This window comes from Flavobacterium xylosi, assembly GCF_042787345.1.
GTDB lineage: Bacteria > Bacteroidota > Bacteroidia > Flavobacteriales > Flavobacteriaceae > Flavobacterium > Flavobacterium xylosi.
In genome coordinates, this window is sequence record NZ_JBHZPZ010000015.1 from 1 (window position 1) to 26,503 (window position 26,503).

Annotated in this window: 15 protein-coding genes and 2 pseudogenes; 11 read left to right on the forward strand and 6 right to left on the reverse strand. The window is 35.8% G+C overall.

Features of this window, described 5'->3' with window-relative positions; genetic code table 11:
- The 4 genes and pseudogenes from ACFX5E_RS16260 to ACFX5E_RS12420 form a co-directional block, all read left to right on the forward strand.
- A pseudogene (locus tag ACFX5E_RS16260) lies at positions 1 to 109 on the forward strand (IS30 family transposase); the annotation flags it as partial.
- A gap of 115 nt (positions 110 to 224) precedes the next feature.
- Positions 225 to 1,052 (forward strand): alpha/beta fold hydrolase, encoded by an 828-nt coding sequence (locus tag ACFX5E_RS12410; protein WP_379855465.1) that lies wholly within the window; start codon positions 225 to 227, stop codon positions 1,050 to 1,052.
- A gap of 192 nt (positions 1,053 to 1,244) precedes the next feature.
- Positions 1,245 to 1,589: pseudogene (locus ACFX5E_RS12415) on the forward strand (MerC domain-containing protein); the annotation flags it as partial.
- 51 nt (positions 1,590 to 1,640) lie between these two features.
- Complete coding sequence (locus tag ACFX5E_RS12420; RefSeq protein WP_379855545.1) at positions 1,641 to 1,859, forward strand: GDCCVxC domain-containing (seleno)protein; 219 nt, start codon at positions 1,641 to 1,643, stop codon at positions 1,857 to 1,859.
- Between the two features lie 163 nt (positions 1,860 to 2,022).
- Here the strand turns inward: ACFX5E_RS12420 and ACFX5E_RS12425 are convergent, their stop codons facing one another.
- Positions 2,023 to 3,831 carry a hypothetical protein gene (locus ACFX5E_RS12425; protein WP_379855466.1) on the reverse strand — a complete coding sequence of 603 codons (1,809 nt, stop codon included), beginning with the start codon at positions 3,829 to 3,831 and terminating at the stop codon, positions 2,023 to 2,025.
- A gap of 188 nt (positions 3,832 to 4,019) precedes the next feature.
- Between ACFX5E_RS12425 and ACFX5E_RS12430 the strand changes: the two genes are divergently transcribed.
- Positions 4,020 to 4,490 (forward strand): hypothetical protein, encoded by a 471-nt coding sequence (locus ACFX5E_RS12430; protein ID WP_379855467.1) that lies wholly within the window; start codon positions 4,020 to 4,022, stop codon positions 4,488 to 4,490.
- A 66-nt stretch (positions 4,491 to 4,556) separates the two neighbouring features.
- On the opposite strand, the gene hemL is transcribed toward ACFX5E_RS12430, so the two are convergent.
- The 5 genes from hemL to ACFX5E_RS12455 all read right to left on the reverse strand — a co-directional run bounded on the left by hemL (position 4,557) and on the right by ACFX5E_RS12455 (position 11,528).
- Positions 4,557 to 5,843, reverse strand: a complete 1,287-nt coding sequence (hemL, locus tag ACFX5E_RS12435; protein ID WP_379855468.1) for a glutamate-1-semialdehyde 2,1-aminomutase — start codon at positions 5,841 to 5,843, stop codon at positions 4,557 to 4,559.
- A gap of 68 nt (positions 5,844 to 5,911) precedes the next feature.
- Complete coding sequence (locus tag ACFX5E_RS12440) at positions 5,912 to 6,835, reverse strand: glucosaminidase domain-containing protein (RefSeq protein WP_379855469.1); 924 nt, start codon at positions 6,833 to 6,835, stop codon at positions 5,912 to 5,914.
- Positions 6,828 to 7,706, reverse strand: a complete 879-nt coding sequence (locus ACFX5E_RS12445; protein ID WP_379855546.1) for a 1-aminocyclopropane-1-carboxylate deaminase/D-cysteine desulfhydrase — start codon at positions 7,704 to 7,706, stop codon at positions 6,828 to 6,830. The genes ACFX5E_RS12440 and ACFX5E_RS12445 overlap by 8 nt, the downstream gene beginning before the upstream one ends.
- 447 nt (positions 7,707 to 8,153) lie before the next feature.
- Entirely contained in the window at positions 8,154 to 9,989 is a 1,836-nt protein-coding gene (locus ACFX5E_RS12450) for a T9SS type A sorting domain-containing protein (RefSeq protein WP_379855470.1), read from the reverse strand.
- Positions 9,990 to 11,189: 1,200 nt separating this feature from the next.
- The gene (locus ACFX5E_RS12455; protein ID WP_379855471.1) at positions 11,190 to 11,528 is read right to left on the reverse strand and encodes a hypothetical protein; all 339 of its coding nucleotides are present in this window, start codon (positions 11,526 to 11,528) and stop codon (positions 11,190 to 11,192) included.
- A 400-nt stretch (positions 11,529 to 11,928) separates the two neighbouring features.
- Between ACFX5E_RS12455 and ACFX5E_RS12460 the strand changes: the two genes are divergently transcribed.
- The 6 genes from ACFX5E_RS12460 to ACFX5E_RS12485 all read left to right on the forward strand — a co-directional run bounded on the left by ACFX5E_RS12460 (position 11,929) and on the right by ACFX5E_RS12485 (position 26,461).
- Entirely contained in the window at positions 11,929 to 16,707 is a 4,779-nt protein-coding gene (locus ACFX5E_RS12460) for a DUF8202 domain-containing protein (RefSeq protein WP_379855472.1), read from the forward strand.
- A gap of 564 nt (positions 16,708 to 17,271) precedes the next feature.
- Positions 17,272 to 22,866 carry a GEVED domain-containing protein gene (locus ACFX5E_RS12465; protein ID WP_379855473.1) on the forward strand — a complete coding sequence of 1,865 codons (5,595 nt, stop codon included), beginning with the start codon at positions 17,272 to 17,274 and terminating at the stop codon, positions 22,864 to 22,866.
- Positions 22,867 to 23,109: 243 nt separating this feature from the next.
- Positions 23,110 to 23,298 (forward strand): DUF5522 domain-containing protein, encoded by a 189-nt coding sequence (locus ACFX5E_RS12470; RefSeq protein WP_379855474.1) that lies wholly within the window; start codon positions 23,110 to 23,112, stop codon positions 23,296 to 23,298.
- A 17-nt stretch (positions 23,299 to 23,315) separates the two neighbouring features.
- A complete protein-coding gene (locus tag ACFX5E_RS12475) occupies positions 23,316 to 25,352 on the forward strand; it encodes a urocanate hydratase (RefSeq protein ID WP_379855475.1) in 2,037 nt (678 codons plus the stop codon).
- 49 nt (positions 25,353 to 25,401) lie between these two features.
- Positions 25,402 to 25,938: a DUF4136 domain-containing protein gene (locus tag ACFX5E_RS12480; protein ID WP_379855476.1), complete on the forward strand. Its 537-nt coding sequence runs from the start codon at positions 25,402 to 25,404 to the stop codon at positions 25,936 to 25,938.
- A 127-nt stretch (positions 25,939 to 26,065) separates the two neighbouring features.
- Positions 26,066 to 26,461 carry a group III truncated hemoglobin gene (locus ACFX5E_RS12485; RefSeq protein ID WP_379855477.1) on the forward strand — a complete coding sequence of 132 codons (396 nt, stop codon included), beginning with the start codon at positions 26,066 to 26,068 and terminating at the stop codon, positions 26,459 to 26,461.
- Positions 26,462 to 26,503 lie beyond the last annotated feature (42 nt).

A 26,503-nucleotide genomic window follows, 5' to 3' on the forward strand; every position in this document is an offset into this window, starting at 1 on the left:
TGAGAAAATTATAGAAATACAAGAGAAATTAAACAATAGACCAAGAAAAAGATTTAATTTTGAAACACCTAATTATATGTTTAATCAAAAAGTTGCATTTATAACTTGAATCCTGCTGTTATAAAGTATAATTCAAATTGACACTCCATCGGTAATTGGCCTGGATTTTTGAATTGGATAAATGTTGATTGATTGGAATATGCAAGTAATCTGACAAAGCAAAAATGAAATTAAAATTATTACCATTATTACTGACAATATTCTTATCTATAAATGGGATTTCGCAAATTAAATATGGTTCAAATAATGGAAAATATTTGACAATTCGTGGAACTAAACTTTATTATGAAGAATATGGAAAAGGAATTCCTTTACTTCTACTTCACGGAGGTTTAGGAAGTATTACTGATTTTAAAAAGTGTATTCCTAATTTATCAAAAAAATATAAAGTAATTGCTTTTGATGCACCTGGACTTGGGCGTTCAGAGTTCGCTGATAGCACAATGACTTATAAACTTATGGCTCATTATTATTCTGAAGCAATAGATTTATTAAAATTAGATAGCACTTATGTAGTTGGTTGGAGCGATGGTGGAAATGTGGCATTACTTCTTGCAAAAATTAGACCTGACAAGATTAAGAAAATTGCTGTTTCTGGTGCAACTTATAAACTTGAAGGAACAACAAAAGAATCATTAGAAGAAATTAATAAATTTTCAGATACAACTTGGGTAATAAAAGAACTAAAACCATGGATAAAACAATATAAAGAAAAATCTCCAACAGGAAATTGGAAAAAATACATAACTGAGGCAAAAAGAATGTGGTTTGAAGAAATTTACTTCCAAAAATCAGTTTTAGTTGAAATAAATACACCAACATTACTTGTTTATGGAGACAGGGATATGTACACAACCGAACTTGGATTAGAATTACACAGAGCAATCAAAAAATCACAATTGTGTATTTTACCAAATACTTCTCACGACGTCTTTTGGGAAAAACCTGATTTAATAAATAAAATATTGATAGACTTTTTTAATAAAAGATAGTAATAAAATCAATACCCATGTCACGGATTTAATTGCGGATTTGCAATCCGTGACATCAAACATAAGCCACAACAAGAATTAATTAAAGTTAATATTTCTTAATATTTTTAAAATAAAAAATAACTTTACGGGCACGGATTGCAAATCCGCGCTCTCGGTTCTGGAGCGACAGAAACATTAAAAATAAAAAAAATGAAATTTAAAATAAACGATAATATTGACATTGTAGGAACTGTTGGACTTTTCCTTACTGCCATTTTTTCTCCTTGTTGTTTTCCTCTTTTTGCATTTGGTGCTTCAGCACTTGGTTTTGGTAGTTTAGAATTATTTGGAGGTTGGACATTGTGGATTTTCCAAGCAATGGTTCTTATTTCAATTGGAGGACTTTATGTTTCTTATCGAAAACATCTTTGTTTATATCCCCTACTAATTGCTATTCCCAGTGGAATTTTGATATTCTTCGCTTACTATTTTAGTAAATACGAAAATTCAACTTATCTAATTTACGCGGGCATGTTTGGACTTTTCATAGCGACAATTGTAAATTATTACCAAAATAAACTTCACGGAAATTGTAAAACTTGCGGAATATATGACGGAAAAACTGTCGAACTAAAATCAACAATTACCTGCCCAAATTGTGGACATAAGAAAGCGGAGATAATGCCGACAAATGCATGTGAATTCTTCTATGAATGTGAAAATTGCAAAACAAGATTACGACCACTAGAAGGAGATTGTTGTGTATATTGTAGTTATGGAACAGTAAAATGTCCTCCAATTCAAGTTGGCTCGAGTTCTTGTTAAAAAAAATAGTTCTTGTAACTAAAGGCAGTGCTTCAGATGTGGATGTCAGTTTTTAATTTAAAGTTGACTTAAAACTGACTAACCATACATGAAAAGCCCTCTCCACCTTTCAATAAACGAATGTGAAGAGGGCTTGTTTTTTTAAACTGCATTGAAATATGTTTTATGCCAATTCCGGAATTTTAATACCAAACAATTCCTCTTTGTAAAAATGCAATAAAGATTGTGTATTTTGATGCTTGTTCTCCGCAGCATCTGATAAAGAGAATAACGATTGATAATACGCGATTCCTTCGGCTAAATTATTCTTGAACAAGTTCCATTTTTTTATTTGCGGCGCCGTAATTTCGGCAGAAACCGTTGCAATTTCGTTCTTCAAATAATCCAGATACATTTTCAATTCTTTGACAAATAAATGAGGACGATTTGTGACCGTCAACACCGAAGTGTTTCCATAAATGTGTCGCACCATTTCAGAAAGTGAAACTTCATGGTCAAAATACGCCATATTAGGCCCAGGACAAATGACAACACCTTGCGCCTGCCCTTTTATCTTAATATCATTTTCCAAATAAGAAGCATTGGCTAAACCAACACAAAGACAGGATTTTTCAGTGATTTTGATTTTGGCATTTTCGAACATTTCAGCCGTTAACGTATCTTTCTTACCAACTAATTCCTCTAATTTTAAATCTTGGAATTTTTTGGAAGCAGAACAAATTCCTTTAGCACCATATTCTTTGCTTAATGCCAAAAACTTTTTCGGGCAAGAACTTCCCGCATTATTATCGTGAATACGTTTTTGTTTCAAGTGCTCATTGGTTGTTCCTCTCAAGGTATTAAAAGGAATTCCCAACGGAGAAATATGGCTCAGGTACAAATCTTCTTCTTTGGCTTTTGCCAATAATTTACGCGTGGCTTCATCTACAGAAGTGGCTTCGGGAACCAATAAAAACGGTGATCCCCAACCCACAGAATCCACCTCATAATAATCCAATAAAAAGTTGTGTTCTTCGGCTGTCCCTACTCCGCCCTGAACCGTTATTTTTAAATCCAACGGCTGCTCCGGAACGTGCATTCCCTTTTGCGCTAAAGCTTTTACCATCAAATCATGTGCGGACTGAATCAATTGTTCTTTTTTCTGTTTGAATTCTTCCAAAATAGGACCTAACAAATACCCATCAGTCGCAAAAGCGTGTCCGCCACAGTTCAATCCGGATTCAATTCGGTATTCTGAAACCCAAAGTCCTTTTTTGGCCAAGAAGTTCCCTTGAATCATTGCCGAACGGAAATCACTCACTTTTAGAATAATTTTCTTCTTTAAAGTGTTATTGCTATCCGGGAAAAAGACCTCGAAATTTTCGAAATAACTGTACAATCTCGGATTCATCCCTGCCGAAAGTACAACTGATGAAGTTAATTTGCTATTAGCAAAACCACGAAGTGAAGCATGAGCGTCATTAAAAGCTGCTGGTAATTGTTCGTCTTTAATGAAATTATCCTTGTCGATTTTGGTCATGATATTTACATCAATCTCACCGGCGCTCAGGTTATTTTCAAGATAATTTTTGATATTTTCCTTAAAGGCAATTCCGTCATCCAGTAGATTTTTAAGTCCTTTTTTAATTTCCGACTTGTTGGGCAACATGGCAATATAATTCTCTAATGCCAATTTACTTTCAGCCAGTTCATTCTTGAAATTTTCGAATTTGTCTTTTACGATTTTATCTACTAAATTCAGGTACGACGTAATGCGCTCTGCACGATAATCGTGCATTTTTTGAGAAATCTCCTGATACGGAAGGCTGAATTTTTCGCTGTAAAAAGCGTTCATTTTTTCTATAAGATCATCATCTATAATCGAAATCACAGAGGATATCCCATACTTTGCCACTCGAATCGGACTGTCTATCGTGTAAGCAAGTCCCATCACGGGTATGTGGAATGTATGTAACGGTTTAGTTGTTGTCATGCTTTAAATAATTTATTGAATAGGCAACAAATATCGCAAAAGGGAATAGTTTAAAAGCTGATAAATATCATGCTTAATAAATTATTTCACTGCAAAACAAAGCCTTGCTTCAAATGACAATTTTTTGTTAACAGTTAAACCTTAGTCAACTATCCGCATCTTATAACTCTAATTTAAAAACATTAAAAATGAAAAAATTAATAATTGCCGCATTATTGGTTGTTGGGATGACAAGCTTTGCTCAGGACAAAAAAGAAATGGGAACAAGACCTGACAGAGCTGAGATGGAAAAATTTACTCCAGAACAACGAAATCAATTAATGTTAAAAAAAATGACATTAGAATTAGATTTGAATGCTTCACAACAGAAAGAAATGAGTAAAATCATTGCTGAAAAAAGTACCAAAAGAGAAGCAAGAATGAAAGAAATGAAAGCTAGCAAAGATTCTACTACAAAACCCACTTCTGATGAAATGTTTGCAAGAAAAAACAGAATGTTAGATGAGAAAATTGCCATGAAGGAAAGAATGAAAAAAATTATTACTCCAGAACAATTTAAAAAATTGGACGAAATGAAGGGAAAAAGACAGCAAGGAATGAAAAAAAGAATGATGCACCATAAAGACGGAAAACCAGCAAATATGGATGACAAAAAATAATCCATTCTCTTGAAATACTTCATCTTATTTCATAAAAAAAGACCCAAATTTGGGTCTTTTTTTTGTTTAAAATGTTTTAGAAACTTTATCTACCGCCTGAATGGTAAAATCTAAGTCTTCATAGGATAATGCATCCGTTATAAACCACGTTTCGTATGCCGATGGCGCAATATAAATCCCCTCCTGCAATAATCCGTGGAAGAATTTTTTGAAGGTTTCATTGTCTCCTTTAGCGGCCGATTGAAAATCAATTACAGGCGCCCCATCAAAATGAACTGAAACCATAGAACCAATTCTGTTTATCGTAAAAACAACATTATTAGCTTTCAATACTTTTTCCATTCCGGCAGCCAAATAAGCTGTTTTTTCTTCTAATCTCTTAAAAATGGCACGGTCCTCATCTAATGCTTGTAACATTGCCAATCCAGCAGCCATTGCCAATGGATTTCCTGACAAAGTTCCTGCTTGATAAACTGGACCTAACGGCGCCAGATAATTCATAATTTCTTCACGCGCAGCAAATGCTCCTACCGGCAAGCCTCCGCCTATTACTTTTCCGAAACAAACAATATCCGCATTGATATTAAATAATTCCTGAACACCACCAGCGGCAAGTCTGAAACCGGTCATTACCTCATCAAAAATCAATAGAATTCCATTGTCAGTACACAGTTGACGTAATCCTTCCAAGAAGCCTTTATTTGGCGGAATACAACCCATATTTCCTGCAACTGGTTCTACGATAATTGCGGCAATTTCGTTTTTATTGGCCTCAATCAGTGTGGCTACATTTTCTAAATCATTGTATTTTGCCAACAAGGTATCTTTTGCGGTACCAGCAGTAACTCCCGGACTATTTGGTGACCCGAAAGTAATTGCCCCACTTCCCGCCTGAATCAGGAAAGAATCGGAGTGCCCGTGATAGCAACCGGCAAATTTTATTATTTTATCTTTTTTGGTAAATCCTCGTGCCAGTCTTACGGCGCTCATACAAGCTTCAGTACCTGAATTTACGAATCTTATCTTCTCAATATTTGGAACCATAGAAACGGCTAAAGCAGCAATTTGTGTTTCTAATTCGGTCGGCATCCCAAACGAAGTTCCTAACTTGGCTTTTTCAATTACGGCTTGTACAACCGGTTCAAAGGCATGTCCTAAAATCATTGGCCCCCATGAATTGATGTAATCGATTAATCGATTTCCATCTTCATCATACAAATAAGCACCCTTGGCACTTTTGACAAAAATAGGGGTTCCACCAACTGCTTTAAAGGCTCTTACGGGTGAATTTACTCCTCCTGGAATTACTTTTTCTGCTTCAGCAAAAAGCTGACTACTTCTTTTATATAACATTTTAAAATTTGGATTTTATATTTGGCTCCTTATAAAGAAGGAAGCGACAGGTTTACAATATACTGCTACTAAATTTTCAACTGTTGCCCAACTGAAAGTGTATTGGCTACCAGATTGTTTTTTTCTTTTAACTCATTAATTCCCAAATTGAATTTTTTGGAAATAGAATATAACGTATCTCCTTTTTGAACTTGGTACAAAGTTACCTCATGAGTTGTATTTTTTATGGTCTCGATAGGAATTTTTCCGGTCAATTGCTTTTCCAATAGTATATTCTTATTTCCTAAAACCTGATCATCATATTGGTTTAAATTATACCGTTCGATATAAGAAATTAATTTATTTGGATATTTGGGGTCTGTGGCATAACCGGCTGTTCTTAATCCTCTTGCCCATCCTTTATAATCCCCTTTTGACAAAGCAAATAAATTAGAATATCGTCCTCTAGTAGTTAAAAACAAGGCGTGGTCTTTGAAAGATTCCGATACATTATCATATTTCCTGAAGCATTCCTGAGCCGAATCATCATCGTGTTTTATCGTTTCTCCGGTCCAGTCTTGATGGCATTTTATTCCAAAGTGATTATTGGCATTTACCGCTAAATCACCTCTTCCGGCACCCGATTCCAGAATTCCCTGAGCCAAAACAATACTTGCGGGAATACCGTAAGTCCGCATATTATCCATAGCAACATTCTTAAATTGAGCAACATAATTGACCACGACATCACTACTGACAACGGTTTGTGAAGTTGAAACTATTACTTCAGTAACTTGATTAGGAAAGTCTTGTTTGGGTGAATTTGTTACAACCGGTTTTTTTAAAGCTGGTTTTGCAACGGATGGTTTTGTGACAATTGGTTTTTTAGCCGTACGAACTAATTCCGTTTTTGGCTTTGAAGGTATTTTCTTTGTCGTTACAATAACCGGTTTGGTGGCATTACAGCCAACCAAAGTTAGTATTACGAGAATCAGTATATATTTTTTAACCATTGATGTCTATTATTGGTAATTTTTTGTTTTTTAATTTCATATTCATCCCCTGAATTCCTTGAATTCCACCAGTATGAATGAGTAAAATTTTTGATTTTTCGGGAAAAAAGTTCTTGTGTATCAAATCAATAACGCCAAAAACCATCTTTCCAGTATAAATGGGATCCAAAGGAATGTTATTTTCTGCAAAAAACTGGTTAATAAATGCGATTAACTCAATATTAACTTTTCCATATCCACCAAAGTGATAATCCGTCACTAACTCCCAATTCTTATTTTTTACAATATTACGAATTTCCTCTATTAAAAAATCCCCTTTTAAAGCGGCGAATCCTAAAACTTTCTGATGCGGTAAAACACTGTTTATAATTCCACAAATAGTTCCGCCAGTCCCTATAGAACAGCCGATATAATCAAATTCAGCATCCTCTTCAGTCAAAATTTCCTCACAGCCTTTGATGGCCAACTCATTAGTCCCGCCTTCGGGAATAAGATAAAAATCACCGAATTTTTGTTTTAAATTTTCTAAAAACGAAATTTCTGTTTTTAATCGATAGGTTTCTCTGCTGACAAATTCGAATTGCATTCCGCAGTTTTCGGCAAATTGCAAGGTTGGATTTTCCGAAATTTTGTCCCGAAGTTCGTCCCCTCTGATAATCCCTATCGTTTTGAATCCTTTTTCTTTTCCTGCAAAAGCCACAGCGGCAATGTGATTAGAATAGGCCCCGCCAAAAGTGAGCAGCGTTTCCTGCTGTTCTTCTTTTGCTTGAAGCAAATTATACTTTAGCTTTCTAAACTTATTTCCTGAAACAAAGGGATGAATCAAATCTTCCCGTTTGATATGGACGGTAATACCGTTTGGAAAACACATTGTTAACTGTTGATTCAAATCAAATAATTTTGGACAAAGGTAAAATTTATATATAATAAAAGTGCAATCTTAACAGAATGCACTTTAGTTTTTATAACTGTCCGTTAAACGAACCATGATTATTTTTTATTATCATCAGCAATGAGATTAAGAGATTAAGAGTCAATGCTGTCAAAAAAATCTTAAAAAAATTACTGAATCTCGGTAATGCCGCATGATATTTTTATTTCTTTGTTTAAAAAAACGCAAAACCTCATTGTTAAAACAGAACAAAGCCAGCATCTCTTAACCTCTTTGTTTAAAAACTATAATGTTTTATTTGTTAAACTCAACGTTTACAGGGGTTTACAAAGTGTTTTTATGAGTTTTAATTTTAATAAAGATATTGGAATGTTTTTTTGGTATTAGTAACGGACAGTCATATTAGTTTTTGGTATTAAAACCCATTTAGTTTTTAATAATAATCTTTTTCCCTACTTCTATTTTGTCTTTAGTGGCAAGCTTAACGATATAAATACCGTCACTTAAATCGGAGGTCGAAAATTTATAAGAGGCATTTGTACCTAAATCTTTTTTGCTGAAAATTATTTTCCCGGCCACATCATACAAACTACAACTGGCAAGATCCATTAATAACGAATTACTGATTGTCAGACTTTTCTCGGTGTTGTTTTGATAAACCACAAAGTTTTCAATTACTTTTTCTTCAACACCCAAAGAAGCTTTATTCTTAAAGGTAAGTTCATATTGTTTATTATTGACTCCGGAAGGTAATGTCATTTCGTGAAAACTATTTTTGATGTCATAATATAAATCTTTAACCTTGTCGTGTAGGTAAACATTGGAAGCTTCAGTAAAATTTAAAATTTCTTTGACGGTGATTTTATAATTCGCTTCTCCGGTATTTCTGAAACCAAGAGGGATACTTTTATCGATATCAAATTTTACAGCATTAATGACATATTCTGAATCATCTACGACAAAATAAACATCCGCTGCCGCATCATCGCTTGAAGACAGCGCGTCCATAGCACGATCCACTCCGTCAGTAGCTTCCGGAATGAATGCCAAAGCTAATTGACGAACTCCTTCGTTATTCAATAAGGTATTAAAACGAATCTGAGGTGTTGGAGCAATACTTACTTTTGTATAATCAAAACCTGATACCGATTGAATCGCAGATAAATAGCCCGAAGTATTTTTTGTTTTGCTTTGATTTGCATTTTTTTCAAATTGAGAATAATTTGTCTGGCCTTCCTTTACGAAAACTCGGTAACTATTTTTCATTTCTACTGTTCCGTTTGCTGTTCCATCAATCAAGAAACCTTGCCCAACAGGACAAAAACGTCTTTCATAAGTTCCGCCTGTTCCTGTAGCCGACCCCTCATTTCCCGAACCATCATACGAATAAAAAGTCGCAGGTACATATATACCGCTGCTATTCAATGTACCCGGTGAAAAAGCGCCATAGCCCCCTTTATAATCCGCTATATAATGGGAATTTACTGTTTTATCCTGTTCCCAGAAATAAGCGATACCAGTAGTATTTGTAGCTCCAACTAAAAAAGCAGATAAATCTATTGCTGACGGATATGGATTCCCAGTTAGTGTAAATTGTTCAATGCCAACTGGAATGGAAATAGTTCCGTCATTTGGTTTTCCTCTAAAATCATAGCGCTGTTTACTTCCTGGATTATTTTGAACTCCATTTACGGTAATTAAATTGGTTCCCGAAGTTCCTTTCATGGTAAAACCTTCTCCGGCATTCAGATTAGAGCTTGACCCCACCGAAGTCCAATCTGAATAGCCTGCTGTAGCAACTAATTTATTAATCCAATAAGGGGCAATTGCAAATGGACTAGCCGAACCATTATAATTGTTTGCCGCTAAAATAGTTGGAGCGCTGCTTGCTGTCAAAGTGGTAATATCTTTAAGTTGTGTAATTCCGAAAGGCGCATTCCCTGCACTGGCCAAATTTCCCCCAACCGGTGAACACCAGTAATTGAACTGAAAATTATTGGTAGTCCCTTCTTGAAAAACAGATAAGTTCCCCAACCCCTTATTAGCTCCAGCTATTGCAGTACCTTGAAGCAACTGCGCATCTTGGCGTAAATAAAAATTACAGGTGGCCGCATTTAATTCCACGTCTTGTTGGACATAAACGACTTCGTTATTTACAAACACATTCGTATTTGCACTTACAAACAATTGCGCGTTTGCATAGCTATGAAATAAAAATCCAGCAACAAACAGGAATAATCGATTAAGTATTTTTGAGCTCATAGACATATGAATTAAATTAATTTAAAATTCTCTTATGCTTCGCTGTAATCGTACCTATTCAAAAAATAAATCTAAAAAACCAATTTATTTTTTATGATTTCAAATTTTCCAATTTATAATACTTTTCAGACATCTAAAAGTAAGCAGATTATCTTTAACTGAGTTGATGTATCAGTATATCTTTAAGGAGCGGAAAACTAATTTTAGGTAAAATTTACAAATAGGCAGTATTTTTTGTTAAAGTTACAACAAAAGTAGAATTGTAAGTGGTACAAAATACGTTAAAAGGCTAAAAAAATCGTTGAAATACACCTTTTTAAATAGATCATATGTATTTTCTTATATTTAAAATTACCTAAAAGAAGAGTAATCAATAAGAACCAAAGCTTTAAATTTTAACGATAAAAAACAGGATAAAACTTAGGTGTAGAATTAAGATTACAAATAATTGATGTTCCTTATTATTTGACTTATTAAATGAGATAATGATAAGATTTTAAATATAAAACATCTTTTATTTTGAATGTAACGCAAAAGGATTCAAAAAAAAATAATAGGACTGTCTGGTATATGTCCATAAAATAAATTGTGTCCAAAAAACTTAAAAAATGAAACATAGATATCCACCAATTAAAAAGATTTTACACAGATTTAAATTTTGCTAAAGTTAAAAAAATCAGTGCGAATCACTTTAATATTTACAATTTGTATTCTGATTGTCAATGATTTAAAAAAATAAAAATTGATTATTACCATTTTTGTTTAGAAATTACTGTAAGCAGTTAAGGCTAAAAAATAGAATCAAACAACTCAGATGAATGGCCGTTGGTTTTAACCAACAGAATTTGAAATTTTAGGCTAGTATTGGCTTTAGCCAAAATACAATGCTCATTTTGGCTAAAGCCAATCAGCATACTCATTCCGATCCGATGGTTAAAACCAGCGGCAATTGATAAAAAATCGTATAGTAATTTCAACGACTAAATGGTGTAAATTGGTACATATTGTCACAAAAAATGACTCTAGTTTATATTACGGTTAGAAAATATATCTATTTTAGCAAAGTCCCCACTATTCATAGACTGACTTTGCGACTCTGAGTCTTTGCGAGATTTACTTTCCCATAATCTTTCCGAAAAAGACAACAATATTTTCAAATGGCTTAACATTCCTTCAACATCACCTGCAACCAGTTAAAAGCTACTTTTTTAAGAGCAAATAATTCAAAAACCGCAAAAAAGAACGGCGCTTTAAATACTCTAAATTCAACTCATTGGCATAGGCTTCCCGTTCGAAGCTAATGTTTCTATACGCTAAATCCCCATTTTTATACTGAACCAGCCGAACCAAATACTCCAGAAAATACCAAATAAAAAAAGGAAGCACCAATAGTTCCAGTTGCTGCCGCAGATGAATTTTTTCATGATTCACAAAAACCAAATTTTCTTTATCAACCCGATATTTTACAAACACAAAGGGAAAAGCCGCTAATCCGCGATACCCTTTTGGAATTAAATATTTGGTTACAATTAGAAACATACTATTATTACGATTTACTTTAAAAATAAAAAAAGAAAAATAGGGAAAATATTTGAATTTATATTAGGTAGCAATTCATTTTTTTGAAGTGCTTAACATTTTACTTTTAGCAAAAATTCATATAATAAAAAAAACACTTTTACACCTCAATGCAGCTACTTAACTAATTCCTGCAACTAGCGTGTAAGTATTTGAAAACTAAATTATATCGAGCATTTTTAAAAAATAAAATTGTTATAAAACAAACAATTTATCGCTATTTATAAAAAAAAATAACATCAATTTAAAAATAATCGATTAACTACCTATAAATCAGTTAAACTACATAAAATATTTGGTAAATAGCTGGTAATTTTCTGATAAAAAAATCTATTTTTGAGTTCCAAATCCTACAAATAAAATGAAAGAAAGTTATTTATTCAAAAAAACTGATTCTGCAAAACCTACAGCGAATCTTGATACTACTTCTTATTCAATTATTGCAAAAAATAAAAAAAATTATTTCCTTTCTTTAATTTCCTCTCTGAGTTTGCTGCTGCTTTTTTTCTTAGGAAATAATATGAATGCGCAATCAACTGCTGTATTTACATCGTCCTCAACTTGGACTTGTCCAGCTGGAGTTACTTCGATAACAGTAGAGGCTTGGGGTGCTGGTGCTGGCGGAAGAACCGGCGGTGCCACTAAAGGCTATACAGGTGCTGGTGGTGGTGGTGGTGCGTATGCCAGATTAAACGCAGTAAGCGTAACACCCGGAAATACATACACACTTACTGTTGGTGGTGTAAGCGGATTTGATACGGCAGGTAATGAGTCAACTGCAACATTTGGGTCAAATACTATTAGAGCGGCAGGCGGTTCGATTGGAGCTGCGCCTGATACCAATGCGACAGGAGGTACCGGAGGTACAGTAGCTACAAGTATTGGAGATGTGCGGTTTGCCGGAGGAAATGGAGGAAATAGTTATGGATTTACTACTTCTAGTGGTGGTGGTAGTGGTGGTGGTGGTGGTGGTGGTGGTGGTGGTACAGGTATAGGTAACAATGGACTCACTCCAACTCTATATTCTACTGGGGGCAATGGAGGTGCTCTAGTTAATAATTTTGGTGGGGCAGGAGGAAAAGGAGGGAATGACGGTGGCCCAGGCGCAAATGCATCTACCACAGGTTATGGTGGTGGTGGTGGCGGCGCTGGTGATAAAGGTGGCGGTGCTTATGCATATATAGGCGGATCAGGTCAACATGGAGCCATTATTATTACATTATTATTAGCAAATGGTCCTGGAGGAGTTACCCAAAATTTGCAGTTATGGTTGCGATCTGACTTGCTCGACGGCACCATAACTGTTGCTGATAACAGTCCCGTAACAACATGGCAAACACAAGCCTTAGGTGCCAATGCTATTAAGCCTGTAGCAACTGGTGCTCCAATATATAAAAATAATGCAGCTGCTAATATCAACTTCAACTCCGTAGTAGATTTTACAAATGATGGTTCAACGGCTGCCGGTAATTATCTTGACAATGATCCAACTAGAAAGTATCTAAAAGGCTCATCTGCATTTTACAGTCAAGATATGTTTGTGGTTATGGTACCGAACAATTCTACTACATCAGCTTCAGCACGAATGGATATTTTTTGTGGAGACAGAAGCCCTACCGTTCAAGAAACTGATTTAACAGGTATTGGTTTTGGAAACTATACCGTAAGATTTAATAATGAAGTTTTAACTTACGCATTAGGTACTTCTACCGGGCTTGGCAATGGTTATGGAGTTGCACACATTAGCACAAGTGCTTCATATAATTCTCCAGGTATTATAAATACGCGAAATAATAGTGACACAAACGGACAAGAGCTATTCTTTAACGGTAATAACGTTGTCAATAATTCGCCCCCTCTTTCAGGATTTGCCAACGTTTCCAATAGCCAATACTGGATAGGACGAAGTGAAGGTATTGATGGTAGTTTAAACGCAAAAGTGGCGGAAGTCATTACTTATAACTCACGAACCACGGACGCACAAAGAAGTAATATTCGGAGCTATTTAGCCATAAAATATGGGATTACCTTGGGAGTCAATGGTACTTCCATGAACTACACCAACTCAGCAGGAACTACTATTTGGGACGCTACAGCAACCGGATATAATTTCGACATTGCTGGAATTGGTAGAGACGATTTGTCGAAATTAAACCAAAAACAATCCAGGAGCTCAAATCTATCTACCGATGTCACTATCGGTTTAGGCCAAGTGGCAAATACAAATACTGCCAATACAAATTCGTTTACCTCCAATAGAGACTATCTTGTCTGGGGTTGTAATAACTTAACATTCGAATCTTCAGGCACTACTACAAATGTAAATTTAGGAGGTATTTCAACCTCTTTCATAGCTGGAAACAGAAAATATAAAATCGTTGAAACAGGGATTGATACCGGCGAAGTAGTAGTTTCTTTACCTAAAACAACTTTAACTTCATCTTTTGCAAAAACTGCTACGCAAGAATATGTTTTGATTGTTTCATCAACTGCAGCTTTTGCAGCTGCTGATATAATTGATATCATTCCAATGACTGATACAGGAACAAATTTGGAAACTTGGTACGATTTCGACACAACCAAATTTTTTAGTTTTGGTATAGCGAATCAGGTAGAGAATAAATACCGTGTTGATAACCAAGCGGGAGATTTTATTGTTGGAGAAAGAAATATTAACCTTGGTACTTCATTTACAGTTTCGGGATGGATCAGAACTATCTCTGCAGGGACATTTGTTTCAAAAACAAATGCTTATCAATTTTATGTTGATGCTTCTAATAAAGTTGCTGCCAGTTGGAATGGAAGTAATAAAATAGTCAGTAATACCCCCGTCAATGATGGAAAATGGCATTATGTCGCGATAACTTATTCTGGCGGAACAGCAAATCTTTATATTGACGGAGTTCTTGACAATACCGTTAATTCACTGCCAGACCCCATTTCTAATACCAGTAACTTTTCAATTGGAGCGGTTTATACAAACAAATCAGCTATTACAAATTTATTTAATGGGGATATTGATGAAATTCGAATATGGACTACCCCTTTAAGTATCACTCAGATTCGTTACATAATGAATCAAGAAATTGAAAAATCAGGATCCATTTCAACTTCTGGAAAAATTATTCCAAACACGATTCCAAAAAATGAAGTTTCATCTGTACTATGGAGTACTCTGCAAGCCTATTACGATTTAAATACGTATTATGGTACTGCAATTAAAGACAAATCAGATAGTAATCGTTGGGCTAGAATTAAATATTTAACAACAGACAAAATAACGGTTGCAACCCAAACGGCTCCTTTACCATATCAAAGTATTGCGAACGGCGATTGGACAACTTCAGGAACGTGGGATAACGGATCTACTCAAAATTTACCCTACAGTATGTCATTAGTTACACCATCTATTCCTATAGACTGGAATATCGTTAAAACGAGTCATACTATTTCATCCACAGGAAACAAAACAGTACTAGGATTACTTGTAGATGCTGGTATAGCAAGCATAATAAGCGCAACAAACAATTCAAAAATCGAAGTTTCCCATTACTTAAAATTAGACGGAAAAATAGATTTAGTGGGAAGATCACAATTGGTACAAACCGAAGGAAGTGATTTAGCCCCAACCAGTGCTGGCTGGATCGAGAGAGACCAGCAAGGACAGTCAAAAATATACAATTATAATTATTGGAGCCCACCAGTAAATCCTATCAATAATTCAGCTAATAACACCAATTATACCGTAAAAGGGATACTGAAAGACGGCACAACTGCCACACCGGAGGAGATCAAGTGGATCGGAGGCTATGATGGATTGGCTACTCCTTTACCTATAAGTTTAGCCAGTTATTGGCTGTATACATTTAATAATGGGGCGGTTTATGCAGATTGGGTTAAGATAAACGAATCAACATTCTTACAAGTAGGCAAAGGGTTTACATTAAAAGGAAGCGGCGCAGGAAGTCCTCAAAATCTAACTTTTGTAGGCAAGCCAAATAATGGTACCATTACTACTACTGTTGGACCGGACCAATTATCTCTTACTGGAAACCCTTATCCATCAGCAATAGACGCTAACGCATTTATAACTAATAATAATAGCTCAATAGACGGAACAATTTATTTTTGGGAACATTTCGCTTCTAATTCTTCACATTATTTAGCAAGCTATCAAGGGGGTTATGCCGAGAGAAATTTGACCGGGGGCGTTGCCGCTTTAGCATACGGCGGTTTAATTAGCTCATCAGGCACACAGTCAAAGGGTTCTCCAAATAAATTTATCCCTGTTGGCCAAGGATTTTTTGTGAACGGAAGCGCTACTGGAGGAACAGTTACTTTCAGAAATAGTCTAAGAGGTTTTGAAACGGAGGAAAACATCCTTAATACCTCTAATATATTGTATAAAACAACCACTAAAAAACCAAACCACTGGAACGACAACAGTATTGACCCTGTAGAACAGGATACTTATAAAAGAGTTCGTTTAGGTTATAATTCCGCTAACGGTTACCATCGCCAGGTATTGTTAGGCTTTATGGAAGAAAACGCAACAAGTGGCATAGACTATGGTTATGATGGACTAATGATGGACGATTTCCCTAATGATATGTATTTATTGAATAGTGAAAACCAATTAGTAATTCAAGGAGAAGGCTTTTTTGATGAAAATGCTTCCTATCCCATTGGTGTGAAAACGGATTCTATAGGAAAGGTTTCCTTTACAATTGATGAATTAGAAAATTTTGATGATAACCAAAAGGTTTTCATTTATGATAAATCAGATGATACCTATCATAATATAAAAGATACTTTTTACGAAGTAGAACTTCCCGCAGGAACTATCGAGGACCGTTTTTATCTTCGTTTCACTGACAAAACCTTAGGAACAAATACATTTAGTTTATCTAAATCTGATGAGGCAATTGTAATAGTAAATCAAAACGTAACCGTTCAATCTTCAAACCAACTGATAAAAAATATTGCCGTATATGATTTATTGGGTAGAAAAATTGACAGTTATAAAAAGGTAAATGCTTCAAAATATACCTTGAGTCATTTAAATAAAACAACTTCAGGCTTAATTGTAAAAATCACTTTAGAAAATGACACTGTAGTTTCTAAAAAAATAATATACTAATTAAAAAGCATTCCAGTAAAAACCACTCCTGACCGAGTGGTTTTTTTTTGAAACATTTTTAAAACATGCGAAAGCAACTGAGACAATTTTATCTGATTAAAAAAAAACGGAACGAATTATTCTAACTTCCCACTTATTGTGAATGCAAAAAACACCATTGATTTCTTTGGATAAAATATTTAGCAGGAATAAAACAACCCTCGTTAAAAAATTTATAAATTAAATACTAGTAAAATAATTCTGTTTTATAAAAAAATTATTCGCTTGTTTAGAATGTACAAACAGACATATTCTCAATGATATAGTGACAGAATAACCAAAAAATCATTAATCAGAATAACAAAATAAATTTATAGAAGACGAAATTGCCACTGTATGCCTGATAACTTCCTATAACCATCCAATTTTGCAACATTTTCAATAAAAAACGACAATCACTTCACTATCATTGACTAAGTGTATAAAAAGTCAGATAAAGTACATAAACAATCCAACATTTATGACTGAAAATATGTTTTCGTAACAAAAAAAAATTATTTTTGCCGCTTTAATACCACAGCCCTTATGGAAGAAAATTACTCAATCAAAAATACCACTGACCTAAAATTCTCAGCAAATATCGCTGTCAATTCTTCCAAAATCATTGTCAAAAAGAGAGCATCTTATGCGCAATCTCTATTTTTGCTTTTGAGTTTGATTGTGATGTTTTTATTGGGAACTAATATGAATGGGCAGACGACTTTATTTAGCTCAGGTTTTGAGACAGGTAATTCTACATTTACTTCAAGTTCAACTTTAGGAACAATTACGCAACCATTTACAGGAAACACTAATTCTGGTACTAAATCAGGCCAAATTGCAAGTCCATCAGGAAACACATATAGCGGCTCAATTATAACTCCATCTATCGATTTTGTTAACGGTAGATGGTATACAATCACAATTTGGGCTAATGTTAGCCAATGGCAAGGTATATTAAAAATTGCTAAATCAAATACTGCAACAAATACTGCAATGTCTGGCGCTCCTGTAGGGGATCAATTGTTATGGTCAAGTTCAAACAATGTAACATCTAATTCATATAATCAGTACTCAGTTACTTTTAAAGCTACAGTAACAGAATCTAAATTTGTTGGTTTTTATATGAGTACAACATCTTCAGGTAATGCTAAAACAGGTATTATGAACATTGATGATATTAGTATAGTTGAAAATACAAATCCACAGCCTGAATATTATTGTTCTGCAGGTGGTAATTCAACAGCAACTTCATACATCTCTAATGTTAATTTAAACACTTCAATAAACCAAAACAGTACAGCTTGGGGTGGTTATAGAAATTACTATCCAACTGTTTCAACAAATTTAATACAATCAAATACTTACACTATTAGTATTAAAGTTTCGAACAATTCTACTACTAAAAAAAATATCTCAGCATGGATTGATTGGAATAATAATGGGGTTTTTGATGTCGCAACAGAAACAGTGCTATCAACGACTTCAACTATCGCATCAAACCAAACTGTTACTCTTACAAATAGTTTCACCGTTCCAGCAGGAGCTGTTGTAAATTCAACCGTTTTAAGAGTTGAACTTGCCTTTGACTCTCAAGGTGCAGCTACCCCATGTAATACCAATAGTCTTACAGATGTACAGGATTATAAAATCAATATTACATCAGGAGCATCCTGTGTGTCACCTACAGCCCAACCCACAGCTTTATCTTTAACCCCTACAAGTACTTCAATAGGAGGTCTTTTTACATTAGCGAGTCCAACCGCGGATAATTATCTGGTTGTAGTGAACACCTCTGGCGTTATACCTGTTCCAGTTAACGGTACAACTTACACTGTAGGCTCAACCGCATTAGGAGGTTCTAATATTGTGGTGGATACGGACGGCAACAATACCTTTACAGCGAACGGACTTTCAGCATCTACGCTCTATTATATCTATGTGTTCTCCTTTAATTCTAATTGTACTGGCGGACCACTTTATAGAACAATTTCACCATTAATAGGAAATATATCAACATTAGTCCCTTCATATTGCGCCCCAACGGGTAACTTAAATTGTAGTCTTAGTGATTTCATTAGTAACGTAAGCTTCAATACCTTAAACAATCCTTCAACATGTAGTGCCGGAGCCTATACTAACTATTCAGCCACAGGGACACAGACCACTACAGTTCTTAAGGGGTCCAGCTATACCTTTAGCTTAAGTGTTGGAGCGGGAACTGGTTATCATGGCGCCGGTGTATGGATAGATTTAAATCAAAATGGATCTTTTTCCGATGCAGGTGAATTTTTTCTGGTAAGCAACACCATAAATCCAAGTACAACAACAACAATTACCATCCCTATACCTGCCGGGGCAATTACAGGAACTACAAGAATGCGTGTCCGCTATGCGTACAGTACGACTGTTACTTCGGGCGCGGGGATGAGCTGTTCAATGTCTGGCACATACGGAGAAACTGAAGATTACACCATCAATATTACAACTCCTCCGGCCTGCGTTACCCCAACAGCACAACCAACAACATTAAATCTCACACCAGGGGGAACTTCCATTTCTGGAACTTTCACTTATGCAAACCCTGTCGCTGACAGCTATTTATTAATAATGAATACCACGGGTAGTGTTCCTACAGCACCAGTAAACGGCACAACGTACTCCATTGGAGGAACTGTTGGAGCAGGAAACATTGTTATAAATAACCAAAATGACAATTCTTTTGTTGCTACAGGATTGACCCCAAACACTAGATATTACTTCTTTGTTTATTCGTTTAATTCCGCTTGTTTAGGAGCACCTTTTTATAATACAACCTCACCATTAACAGGGAACGTTTTGACAACTGGATTTTCATTTTGTTCAGCTACATCAAATACAAGCACACGATATATAGAAAGCGTTCAAACAGTGGGTAACCTAACCAATATGACCAATTTAAACACGGGTCGATCAATACCGGGATATGCTGATTATACAACAACACATCCTGCTACTACGCAAATACCAGGAGGCGGTATAAACCTCGACATAACTCTAGCTACATCAAGACAATACCTGAAAGCTTGGGTAGACTGGAATAATGACGGCACACTAACCGACTCTGGAACTGAATTAGTTTACACCTCAAGCGGTGTTTTATCTATCGCAACTTCTTTTGGTTTCGTAGTTCCCTTAGGAACGGCTCCGGGAAATTATAGATTAAGAATACGTTCCTTTGAAGCTTCTCAAACTTTTTCTCCATGTGGAAATTTAGCTACGGGAGAAACGGAGGATTACACAATTACAGTAGTTCCTGATTGTCCGGCAATCATTTCTTCAGTGACTGATAGTTCAAGATGTGAAACTGGAATTGTAAGTTTATCGGCCATAGCATCTGGAAGTCCTACACAATACCGTTGGTATAATGCTCTTACCGGAGGTTCCCTTATAGGTACCTCAACAACTGGAAACTGGAACACGCCATCTATAAGCATCACAACAAACTATTTTGTCACCGCATTTAATGGTACTTGTGAATCATTAATACGAACAAAAGTTATTGCTACAATTAACGGATCATCCATTATAAGTATGACTCCATCAATACCTGAAGTTTGCGGTGAAGGCAATATAGTGACCATCACAGCATCCGGCGACAATATGGTAGATAATTTAATTAATGAAAATTTTCAAGGCGGACTAGGTACTCTTACCTCCGTTATTATTGGTGATGCTGGTGACGTAAGCACACAATGGCAAAGTAAAACGAGTACATTTGTTCCTACTTTGAGTGTTTGGAAACCTGCCATCAGTTCCCGATCCATTAACGATAAATTTGCGTTTTGTACTTCAGATAAAAACTTATTAGTAAATACATCATTAGAGTCCGCAAATTTCAATACGATTCCATACTCTAATTTGACATTAACTTTTAGACAATATTACTCCTACTATGGAATTCCTTTGGATTTTGCGTATGTAGAAGTTTCAACCAATAATGGAGTAGCTTGGACTGCTGTTAAAACTTATGTTGAAGATCGTGCTATTGCCACTAATTTTGAAACGGTAACAATCGATTTAACACCTTATATTAATAATGCCAATTTTAAAATTCGATTCAGATACAATGCACAATTCTGCGACGGTTGGGCGATTGACGATGTACGCTTATTTGGAACAAAATTAATGAATACTACCTTTTCTTGGGGAGCAGGAAGTGTTGATGCTTATGTCGACTCAACTTGTGAAACACCCTACACGAATCAGTTAGTAAGTACCGTATATATCAAGCCAACAAGTACCCAACTCTCATCTACATCCTGGTCATTTACCGCAACAGCAACGCTCTCAAACGGATGCCCAGTATCAAAAGACGTTACTATATATAACAAAACAAAACAATGGTTAGGGACAAACTCAAACTGGAGCGATTCCAACAACTGGAAACCATCGGGGGTTCCAGATATAACGAATTGTGTGTTCATACCTAACAATTCCATCATTTCTGGAAGTGATTACAATGCTTTCGCAAAAAATCTAACAGTAAAATCAGGTGGAAACTTAGAGTTACAAACAACTAATAACATCACCGTTGCAGACTGGGTTAATGTAAATACCGGAGGAATTTTTAACGTAAGAAACAATTCAAGTTTAGTACAAATTAACAATACGACTAATACCGGAATTGTTAATGTAGAAAGAAACAGTACGCCAATAAAAAAACTGGATTACACCTACTGGAGCACTCCCGTAACTCCGTTTACTTTAGGACAATTCTTTACTGCTAACTCTTATATGTATTCTTGGATTCCTACAGTTGCTATGAGTAGTGGAAACTGGCAGCCAGAGAGTAATGCTACGGTGATGACTCCTGGAAAAGGGTACATCATAAGAACGCCTTGGGGACATACTGAGAATACAATTTATACTGCAAGATTTATTAACGGAACTCCAAATAATGGGGACATAACTACTCCTATTTCAAAAGGAACATTGACAGGTGTTGTAGATGATAATGCTGAAAATGACGAATGGAACCTTATAGGAAATCCGTATCCCTCCGCACTTGACGCCGCAGCATTCTTAAACCTCCCTGCAAACGTTCCTGTAATCGATGGAACCCTATATCTTTGGACACATAATTCACAACCTAACGCTGCCACTATTGATCCATTTTATGGGGATTATGTACTAAATTATACCGAAAGCGATTACGCAGCATGGAACAAAACAGGAGGTGTAGGTACCGCTGGCACAGTAGCTGGAGGGCTTGGAACAAATGCTGGCACGGGAAACACACCTACAGGTTATATCGCCAGTGGCCAATCATTTTTTGTAAAAGCTGCAAATATTATGACAAATGGAACAAATGCAAATGCAACTTTCAACAACAGTATGCGTGTTGGTGTCGAAGGAAAAAATGGTGATTTCTTTAAATTGACTAAAAACAACAAGGAGGAAGCCATTCCAAAAACTGTTACAGACATAGAGAGACACCGTATTTGGATAAACCTAACCAATAATTCGGGCGCTTTTAGTCAAACATTGGTCGGGTATGTTGCGGGTGCTACACAAGAATTAGACAGGAGTTTTGATGGAGAATCTTTGGGAGGAAATGATGTTACTTTCTACTCCATAATACCCGAAGCTGAATTAACGATTCAGGGACGTGCATTACCATTTAATGAAAATGACCAGGTCACTTTAGGTTATAATTCCGAAATCTCCGGAGAACTGTCAATTAGAATTGATCATATTGATGGGCTTTTTGATGCTCAAAACATCTATTTAGAAGATAAAGAACTAGGTGTAATTCATAATCTAAAAGAAAATCCATATGTTTTCAAAACAGAAAAAGGAACTTTCAACGATCGTTTCTATCTCCGTTTCACCGACAAAACATTAGGCACAGATACCTTTTATTTATCTAAGTCTGATCAGGTAAATGTGGTTGTAAATCAAAATGTAACCGTTCAATCTTCTAACCAACTGATAAAAAATATTGTCGTATATGATTTAGCAGGAAGAAAAATTGACAGTTATAAAAAAGTAAATGCTCTAAAATACACTTTGAGTCATTTAAACAAAACTACCGCAGGTCTGATCGTGAAAATCACTTTAGAAAATGACACCGTAGTTTCCAAAAAAATAATATACTAGTTAAAAAATAGCACTGTAAAAGCCACTTCTGACCGAGTGGCTTTTTTTTGGAAAAATTCAAAAGCATCCTCGGCAATAAAACGATTTTATTCGATTCAAAAAATAGAAAGGGATTCATTCTAACTTAGATTATAAAATTTATAAATTTGTACTAATAAAATAGTTCTATTTAATGAAAAACTCAATCGTTTGAGTAAATCGTACAAATCGAAATATTCTAAATAATTAGAACACCCCCAAAACATGATTAATCAGAATAAAGAAAATAAATTAATTGAAGGCGAAGATTTCTATTACACGCCAGAAGGTTATAAATGCTTTACAGAAAAACACCATTTAAAAAGAGGGTATTGCTGTAAAAGTGGCTGCCGTCATTGTCCGTATGAAAGCTCTCCAACCCCCAAAGGGGGAAAAAGAAGAGATTATGAATAATAAAACGTAACATTAATATGAATAATTCACCTCAAATAACTCCTAACACAATTCCCCCTTTGGGGGCCAGCGGGCTTTTCCAAGAACAAATCAAACAAGGAATCCCTACTATACTACCTCAGCCTAAACCGTATGAGACCGACATTAATCATGCTCCAAAACGGAAAGAAATTCTATCAGCAGAGGAGAAAAAATTAGCACTTCGTAATGCCTTGCGTTATTTCGAACCCGAACATCATGCCGAGCTAATACAAGAATTTCGTCAAGAATTAGAAACATACGGTCGCATTTATATGTATCGCTTTCGTCCGGATTATGAAATGCGTGCGCGTCCAATTAATGAATACCCCGGAAAATGCGAACAGGCAAAAGCGATAATGCTGATGATCCAAAATAATTTGGACTATGCCGTGGCGCAACATCCCCATGAATTGATTACGTATGGCGGCAATGGAGCCGTTTTCCAAAACTGGGCACAGTATCTATTGACGATGAAATATTTATCAGAAATGACCGACGAGCAAACATTAACCATGTATTCAGGTCACCCAATGGGATTATTCCCTTCTCATAAAGAAGCGCCACGCGTTGTCGTTACAAACGGAATGGTAATCCCTAATTATTCTAAACCGGACGATTGGGAAAAAATGAATGCTTTGGGCGTTTCGCAATACGGGCAAATGACCGCAGGAAGTTACATGTACATTGGTCCGCAAGGAATTGTTCACGGAACAACCATTACCGTTTTGAATGGTTTCCGCAAAATAAAACGCAGTCCTTCAGGTGGTTTATTCGTAACTTCAGGATTGGGTGGTATGAGCGGCGCACAACCAAAAGCAGGAAATATTGCCGGTTGCATCACCGTATGTGCGGAAGTAAACCCAAAAATTACCCATATTCGTCACAGTCAAGGCTGGATCAATGTAGTGATTGAAAATATTGATGAATTAGTAAAGAGGGTCGCTTTGGCGAAAGCCAATAAAGAAATCGTTTCTATCGCCTACCTCGGAAACGTGGTGGATGTTTGGGAAAAATTTGACCAAGAAAATATCCATATCGATTTAGGATCCGATCAAACTTCTCTTCATAATCCTTGGGCGGGCGGCTATTATCCAGCTGACGTTTCCTTTCTAGAAGCCAATGAAATGATGGCTAATGATCCTGATTTATTCAAAATTAAAGTTCAGGAAACATTGCGCCGACATACCACGGCAATTAATAAACACACTGCAAAGGGAACCTATTTCTTTGATTACGGAAATGCTTTCCTGCTGGAAGCTTCGCGCGCCGGTGCTGATGTTATGGCAGAGAACCATATTGACTTTAGGTATCCAAGTTACGTTCAGGATATTATGGGTCCTATGTGTTTTGATTATGGTTTTGGCCCATTCCGTTGGGTTTGCGCCTCAGGGAATCCAGAAGATTTGGTCAAAACAGATTTCATTGCCTGTCAGGTTTTAGAAGAAATGGCCAAAACGGCACCAGTCGAAATCCAACAACAGATGCAAGATAATATTCATTGGATAAAAGGCGCACAGGAAAACAAATTAGTTGTAGGTTCCCAAGCCAGAATCCTTTATGCTGATGCCGAAGGGCGGGTAAAAATTGCAGCAGCCTTTAATCAGGCTATTGCCAAAGGCGAAATAGGAACTGTGGTTTTAGGTCGGGATCATCATGATGTCTCCGGAACTGATTCGCCCTACAGAGAAACTTCAAATATCTATGACGGCTCCCGTTTTACTGCTGATATGGCGATACAAAACGTGATTGGAGACAGCTTTCGTGGCGCTACTTGGGTATCTATCCACAACGGTGGAGGAGTTGGTTGGGGCGAGGTAATTAACGGTGGATTTGGTATGGTTCTTGATGGTTCAAAAGAAGCTTCAAGACGTTTAGAATCAATGCTTTTTTGGGATGTCAACAATGGAATCTCCAGAAGAAGTTGGGCACGCAATGAAGGAGCATTATTTGCAATAAAAAGGGCAATGGAGAAGCAACCTTTGTTGAAAGTCACCATCCCTAATATAGTAGCAGACAATTTATTGGATTTTTAAAAATTTGAACGTATCTTTAATAACCATTTAGTAATCAAATAAGTATACCATGAAAACAATAAAACTCCTTCCTGTATTTCTACTTTTAGTGTTTACCGCTTGCAGTTCTGTAAGAGTGTATTCTGATTATGATAATAATGTAGATTTTAGTCAATACAAAACGTATGCTTTCCATAAAAAAGGCATTGATAAAGTTGAAATTTCAGAATTGGATAAAAAAAGAATACTCAACGCCATAGATCTCGAGCTAAGTCGTAAAGGAATGACTAAAAGTGAAAATCCGGATTTGTTGATTAACATATTAACTAAAGAGAGAGAACGAATTGATGTAAATCAGTATAATGCCGGTTGGGGTTATGGTTGGGGATGGGGATGGAATCCATTCATGTGGGGAGGAAACAACACTTTTGTATCATCCTCAACTGAAGGAACATTATTCATTGATTTAATTGACGCTAAGAAGAAAGAATTAGTTTGGCAAGGAGAAGGCATTGGTTATTTGACTGAAAACCGCAGTGAAAAAGAAAAACGAATCAACGAATTTGTTGCTAAAATTTTAGAGCAATTTCCACCTGTTAAAAAATAAGCAGTTTTCAGATTACAGTAAACAACAACAATAGTATTTGATATAATTTAAAAAGCAGCGAGAACCTTTTACAATAGTATTTGATATAAATGGCCTACCTTTGCGTAGGCTTTTTTATACCCAAATTATGACAATCCTTACAGACATTAGAACCCTAGAAGATATAAAATTACTTGTTGATACTTTCTATGCTAAAGTGCAAAAAGACAAGTTTATTGGTCCCATATTCAACGAAAAAATAGGCATTCGCTGGCCAGAACATTTAGAGAAAATGTATCGTTTTTGGCAGACCATTTTACTAGAAGTACACACCTATTCCGGCAGCCCTTTCCCACCGCACAAGCAATTACCAGTTGCCAAAGAACACTTTGACCGCTGGATGGAAATTTTTATTGAAACCACCGATAGCTTATTCATAGGCCCATTGGCAGAAGAAGCTAAACTACGCGCTAAAAACATGGCTGAAATGTTCAATTACAAAATTGAGTATTTCAGAAATGCAGCAGGAAATCTTAAATCTTAATTCCAAGATTTCAAATGATTTTCAAATCTATAATTGTCTTAA